This window comes from Clostridium gallinarum, from assembly GCF_014836325.1.
GTDB classification, from domain to species: domain Bacteria; phylum Bacillota; class Clostridia; order Clostridiales; family Clostridiaceae; genus Clostridium; species Clostridium gallinarum.
In genome coordinates this window covers 1-6,230 of the sequence record NZ_JACSQZ010000096.1, presented here as the reverse complement: position 1 = coordinate 6,230, position 6,230 = coordinate 1, and the positions used below count along the sequence as shown (strand labels likewise).

Below are 6,230 nucleotides of genomic sequence, written 5' to 3'. Positions count from 1 at the left end.
TAATATTTTCATCTTCAATAATATTACATATATTTCTGTACTCCTTAATTAAAATTTCTTCTTGTTTAATGTTATTTAGTAAAATGTTTTTTAAAGAAGTATCTTTATTTATAAACTTTACATTCCAATTATAGCTTTTATCCTTTTTTTCTATATAAAAACTTGGATATTCTCCTAAAGCAACTATTAGATCTCCTAAAATATTTAGATGATCAAGTTCAACTTTTAGTATTTTAGTAAATATATCTTTTAAGTAGGAGTTAAGTGAAAATTTTTGAAAAAAGTATTGGTTTGATAATGTTAATTCAGAATTTAACCCACAATAACATTTTTTTATCATTTTTGCATAAATAATATTTTTTTCTTTAATTTCTATAGTAGGATAGGGTAAATTTATGGAGCAATTTTCATATTTATCGATATAGTCTCTTCTCATAGTATCTCCTCATTACAAAATAATATTATTATAATATATATATGAAATATAATAGTTGAATGATATAATTTTTTTGTATTATTTATTATTGGAGAAAGGAAGATAAAATGAATATATTATTTGATGAAGCAGCTAAAATAGCTTTACTAGAAAAAATAGAAAATAGTGAATTAAAGAATATAAGAATTAAAGTTGTTGCAGTAGGATGTGGAAAACCAGCCTACGATATTTATACTGATTATGAATCAGAAGATGATTTTATAGTGAATATATCAGGTATTAATTTTGTAATAGCTAAAAAAGATGAAAAGCTATGTGATAATATAGAAATAAAGTATGATAAAGAAGTTTATAATAATGGCTTTTATGTAAGAAGTATATAGATATTTTTATATAAGTATTTATAAGAATATTAATATAGCCTAAGAAATATTAAAATTTATGGCAGTATTAAAAATACTACCATAACTTTTTCATAATATTAAGAGGATACTGATTAATGTATCCTTTTTTATTTTTAACTAATGTTAATATTTTTATTCAATATATTTATATAAATTTAAGATGTTTATAAAAAGATTGCTTATATATGCTAATTTTTTTTAGAAACAATAACATATAAAAACATATTATGTATTATCCACACTTTTAGATAAAAAGGAGAAGATACTAATGAAAATATGTTTAAAAAAAGTAACTAATATGTGTTCATGCAATGAATATAATTTAATTATTTGTTGTGATGGATGTATTGGTAGAGAAATAAGAAGAAATTTACCAAAGTGTATATGTGGTGATGGAATAAAAATAAATATAATAGTTACTGGTTGTGATGGTGTTTTAACTGCATCTGCTTTACCATGTAATGATTTAGTTGCTATTTCTAGCCCAATAAAAGTTATAAGAAAAAATCCGTGTTGTACTCCTAAAGTTGAATCATGTTGTAGTGATTTTAATTTTGATAGTTTAAATATGGATATGGATGATTTTGGTGATGAGTGTTACATGAATAGTAATATTATAGCTGAAAGATCATTACCTGAGGAATATGCAATAATAGTAAGATCCTTTAGTCCTGAGTTATCACAATTTTTATGCAAATTCCCTCAAATGTATATATCAGACTGCGAAAACACTGTAAAGTTAATAATTATATTTGATAAAAAGGGTAGTATAATTGTTCCTCAAAATAATTGCTATAACTATGGTGGAGGTTGTGGTTTTGGTGGTAATTGTGGTGGAGGCTGCGGATTTAATGGAAACCATGGGGGCTGTGGCTGTGGAGGCTGCGGAGGTTTTGGACTATTTGGGATAGCAGCACTAGCATTATTGTTCTGTTGTTAAAGTAAAATAAACAAAAGATAAATTAGTGGGCTATCGTACAAATTTGTTTAAATTTTATCTACGATAGTCCATTAAATTTTATAATTTAATTAAATATTAAAACTCAAAAGATTCATTTTATTTAGTTTTTATATATAAAGAGAGTATTAAATGTTTATTTTTATAAATTGTTATTATTTTGTTATGAAAATGACACTATATTTATAGTATAATAGTATTTAGAGAATTTAATATGCTTAATTAAAGTGAGGGAGTATAAATATGGAAAAACTTCTGGAGGAAAGAATCAATTTAACTATTGATAATTATAGAAATTCAAAGATAGATTTAAGAAATGATGGAGATTTAATTAATCACTTTGCATCATTAGTTTTTGCTCACTATGAAAAAGAAATTCCTTTTGAGAAGGTTAAAGAAATTAGAAAATATATTAAAGCAACATCATCAAGGGTTTCTCCATTTAGAGGAGATATACTTTATATATTATCTATTTTAGTAGCCTTAGAAGAAAACCAAAAACAATTAATTGAAAGTTTATATGAGTCTTATGATATTTTAAAAAATGAAGGCTTTAAAGAATGTGATTATCTAGTATTAACTTCATTTGTTTTAGCAAAATATGCAAATGGAAAAGATAAAGAAGAAATAGCACAAAAAATGAAGGAAGTATTTATTTTATTAAAAGATAAATATTATAATATTACAGGAGAAGACGATTATTTAGTTTGTGCATTATGGGCATTAAATGATATTGATATAAATACAATAGATGAATTTATTGAAGCTATATATAATTATATGACTAATTTAAATATAAAATCTAAAAATGGGATTCAAAGCTTAACAAATGCTATAATGCTAAATGGATCATCTGGGCATATGTATAGAACTATAGAATTTATTTTGCAATTAGAAAAAAGAGAAATAAAATTAGCCCAACAGTTCTTACCACTTTTAGGTGTTTTATCTAATAGAGACATAAGAAAAAGTGTTGATTTAATTGAAGGTGTTATAGATAAGTTATGTGATGAAGAAAGTGAATATGAATACTATATGGATAAAGGATTTAGAACTATAATTGCAATAACAATAATATCATTTACAACAATAAATGAAAAGAGAAGTTATATTGATGAATTGTTAGCACAAGGAGTATATTGTTTCATTAAATCTAAAAATAAAGGAATGTTTGCAGAAGCCTTAGCTTAAAGGAGTAAATATGGAGAGGATAATTTTACATGTAGATATGGATGCTTTTTTTGCATCAGTAGAGCAGCTTGATAATAAAGCACTTAAAGGTAAGCCAGTTATAGTAGGTGGTGTAAGTGAAAGAGGAGTAGTATCAACATGTTCTTATGAGGCTAGAAAGTATGGTATACATTCAGCAATGCCTATATTTATGGCTAGAAAATTATGCCCTCATGGTATATATGTTAGAACTAGAATGTTTAGATATAAAGAGGTGTCTAGAAAAGTTTTTGACATATTAAGAGAAGTTACAGAAGTAATAGAGCCATTATCTATTGATGAAGCTTATTTAGACATAACAAATAGTAGATTTAAAAATGGTATTGAAGCTGCAAAGTATATAAAATTTCGTGTTTTTAAAGAAGTAGGATTAACTATTTCAATAGGAATTTCTTATAATAAATTTTTAGCAAAATTAGCTTCAGACTGGAACAAGCCAAATGGAATTAAGGTAATTACAAAAGATATGATTCCGAGTATTCTTTTGCCATTTCCAATTTCTAAAATATATGGGCTTGGTAAAAAATCAGTTGAAAGACTAAATAATATAGGGATTTTTACAGTTAAAGATTTATATGATATGCCAAAGGAATTTTATATAGAGTATTTAGGAAAATATGGACTAGAAATTTATGATAGGATTAGAGGAATTGATAATAGGGAAGTTGAAGTAGAAAGAGATAGAAAATCTTATGGTAGGGAAAGAACCTTAAAAAGTGATACAAATGATAAAGATGAACTTTTACAATATTTAATGGATTTTTCCAGGGAAATAAGTGAACAATTAATAAGATTAAATATTGAAGGAAAGACTATAACGGTGAAATATAAGACGGAAAGTTTTCAAAGTCATACAAGAAGTAAAACATTAAATTTCTATACTAATAATTTTAATGATATATATAGGGTTTGTGAGGAGATATTAAATAATGAAGAGATTAAAGAAAATATTAGGTTGATTGGAGTTACTGTTTCATCATTTAAAGAAAGTTCTATAGAACAGTTAACTTTATTTTAAAATCTCTTTAAATATTATTAAAATTACTATATAATGAGAGTGTTTAAAGTACTATATAGGAGGCGATCTTTTATGAACAAAAAAGACCTAGCTAGAATGATAGATCACACTATCTTAAAGCCAGAAACGACTGAAAAAGAAATTGAAAAGCTATGTAAGGAAGCATTAGAATATAATTTTGCATCTGTTTGTGTTAATCCTTCAATGGTTGAAAAAGCTTATAGTTTGTTAAAAGAAAGTGATGTAAAGGTTTGTACTGTAATAGGTTTTCCTTTAGGAGCAACTACAACTGAAGTTAAGGCTTTTGAAACACAAGATGTTATCAAAAAAGGTGCAACTGAAGTTGATATGGTTATAAATATAGGTAAGCTTAAAGAAGGAAACTTAGAATATGTTAAGAATGATATAGAGGCTGTTGTAAATGCTGCAAAAGGAAAAGCATTAACAAAGGTTATAATAGAAACTTGTCTTTTAACAGATGAAGAAAAAGTTACTGCTTGTAAATTATCAAAAGAAGCAGGAGCAGATTTTGTTAAGACATCTACTGGATTTAGTACAGGTGGAGCTACTGCAAGTGATATAAAGTTAATGAGAGAAACTGTAGGCAAAGAACTTGGAGTAAAAGCTTCTGGTGGAGTTAGAAGCTTAGAAGATGCAATGGCTATGATTGAAAATGGAGCTACAAGAATAGGCGCTTCAGCATCTATAGCAATTTGTGAAGGAAAAGAAAGTAATTCTACTTATTAATAGTAATAATCTTAATTAGGAGGTTGCTTATAGCAGCCTCTTTTTAGCATGGAAAGAATAAATTTTATTAAGCAACTGGGTATAATTTTTATAAATTACCCAATAATAAAATTTATATATATTTAAATTTATAAATATAACATAAGATAAAGGAGAAAAAATGAGTTACATAATATTAATAATAGGTTTTGCTCTACTTATAAAAGGGGCAGATATCTTTGTTGAAGGGGCTTCAAATATAGCAAAAAAATTGGGGATTCCTTCTATAATAGTTGGATTAACTATAGTTTCTCTTGGAACAAGTGCACCAGAACTTGCTGTAAGCTTAATTGCTTCTTTTGAAGGTAACAATGGTATAACTATGGGAAATGTACTTGGTTCTAATATTTTTAATACCTTAATGGTATTAGGACTTACAGCTATAGTTATGCCAATAATAATTAAAAAAAATACTATAATAAAAGATTATATAATAAATATAATAGTCACTATACTTTTACTTATTTTATCATTTGGAGGAAAATTATTATTTAATAGAAATGCTGAATTAAATAGATTATCAGGCTTTATTTTAATAGGAATTTGTATAATCTATATCATATATTTAATAAAAACTGCTAAAAACCAATCAGAAGATAGTGAAGATAATACGAAAGTAAATATATTGGTATCCACTTTTAAAATAATATTAGGAATAATAGGAATAATTATTGGTGGTAATCTAGTAGTAAATTCTGCATCAAATATTGCTTATTCTTTTGGATTAAGTGATAAGTTAGTTGGATTAACAATAGTAGCTATGGGAACATCTTTACCAGAATTAGTTACATCTATGATAGCAGCTCTTAAGGGAGAAAATGACATAGCTATAGGAAATGTTTTAGGCTCTAATATATTTAATATATTATTAATTTTAGGTGTTTCTTCAAGTATCAACCCTATAATAATAGCACCTTCTCTATTAGTAGATATATTGTTTTTAATTATTATATCTTTAATTCTTGGAGTTTTTCTTTTTAGAGGGAACAAAGAAAAGTTAAGACTTGGAAAGATAGAAGGATTAACTTTAGTTGTCCTATATATTGGATATATGGCTTATATAATATTTAGAAATTAGTTTGGTAATTAAAAGATTCAAATAGTTTTTAATCCATATATTGAACATTTTTTATAACATTAAAATTTTAAAAATACAGATAATAATAGTGTAAGTTATAGGAGGTGTTTTAAATGAGTAAGTGTGGATGTGAAAAGAAAAAAACTGAAGAAAAGAAACATAAATCAAGCTGTGGTGGATGTACACATGGTGCTGAAAAAACAGCTACAAACAATCAATGGGGAAAATAGTTAAGAATAAAATGGGGCTGTCGCACTAAAGAATTAGTGCACAGCTCCTTTTTTGCAAAAAAATAAATCCCAAACTTTAAAAGTTTAGGA

7 protein-coding genes are annotated in these 6,230 nt (G+C 25.8%); 6 read left to right on the top strand and 1 reads right to left on the bottom strand.

Annotation, left to right across the window (positions count from 1 at the left end):
* Positions 1-436, bottom strand: a 436-nt coding sequence (locus H9660_RS15550; RefSeq protein ID WP_191751287.1) for a ferritin family protein, incomplete at its 3' end; no start/stop codon positions are given.
* 107 nt (positions 437-543) lie between these two features.
* On the opposite strand from H9660_RS15550, the gene H9660_RS15545 reads away from it, so the two are divergent.
* From H9660_RS15545 to H9660_RS15520, 6 genes are all read left to right on the top strand, one after another.
* Complete coding sequence (locus tag H9660_RS15545) at positions 544-819, top strand: hypothetical protein (RefSeq protein ID WP_191751286.1); 276 nt, start codon at positions 544-546, stop codon at positions 817-819.
* Positions 820-1,108: 289 nt separating this feature from the next.
* On the top strand, positions 1,109-1,780 hold the full coding sequence (locus H9660_RS15540; RefSeq protein ID WP_191751285.1) for a hypothetical protein: 672 nt from the start codon (positions 1,109-1,111) through the stop codon (positions 1,778-1,780).
* 261 nt (positions 1,781-2,041) lie between these two features.
* On the top strand, positions 2,042-2,989 hold the full coding sequence (locus tag H9660_RS15535) for a DUF4003 family protein (RefSeq protein ID WP_191751284.1): 948 nt from the start codon (positions 2,042-2,044) through the stop codon (positions 2,987-2,989).
* A gap of 10 nt (positions 2,990-2,999) precedes the next feature.
* Entirely contained in the window at positions 3,000-4,046 is a 1,047-nt protein-coding gene (locus H9660_RS15530; RefSeq protein WP_191751283.1) for a DNA polymerase IV, read from the top strand.
* A 72-nt stretch (positions 4,047-4,118) separates the two neighbouring features.
* The gene (gene deoC, locus H9660_RS15525; protein ID WP_191751282.1) at positions 4,119-4,793 is read left to right on the top strand and encodes a deoxyribose-phosphate aldolase; all 675 of its coding nucleotides are present in this window, start codon (positions 4,119-4,121) and stop codon (positions 4,791-4,793) included.
* Between the two features lie 160 nt (positions 4,794-4,953).
* Positions 4,954-5,910, top strand: coding sequence for a calcium/sodium antiporter (locus tag H9660_RS15520; RefSeq protein ID WP_191751281.1), 957 nt, complete (start codon positions 4,954-4,956; stop codon positions 5,908-5,910).
* Positions 5,911-6,230 lie beyond the last annotated feature (320 nt).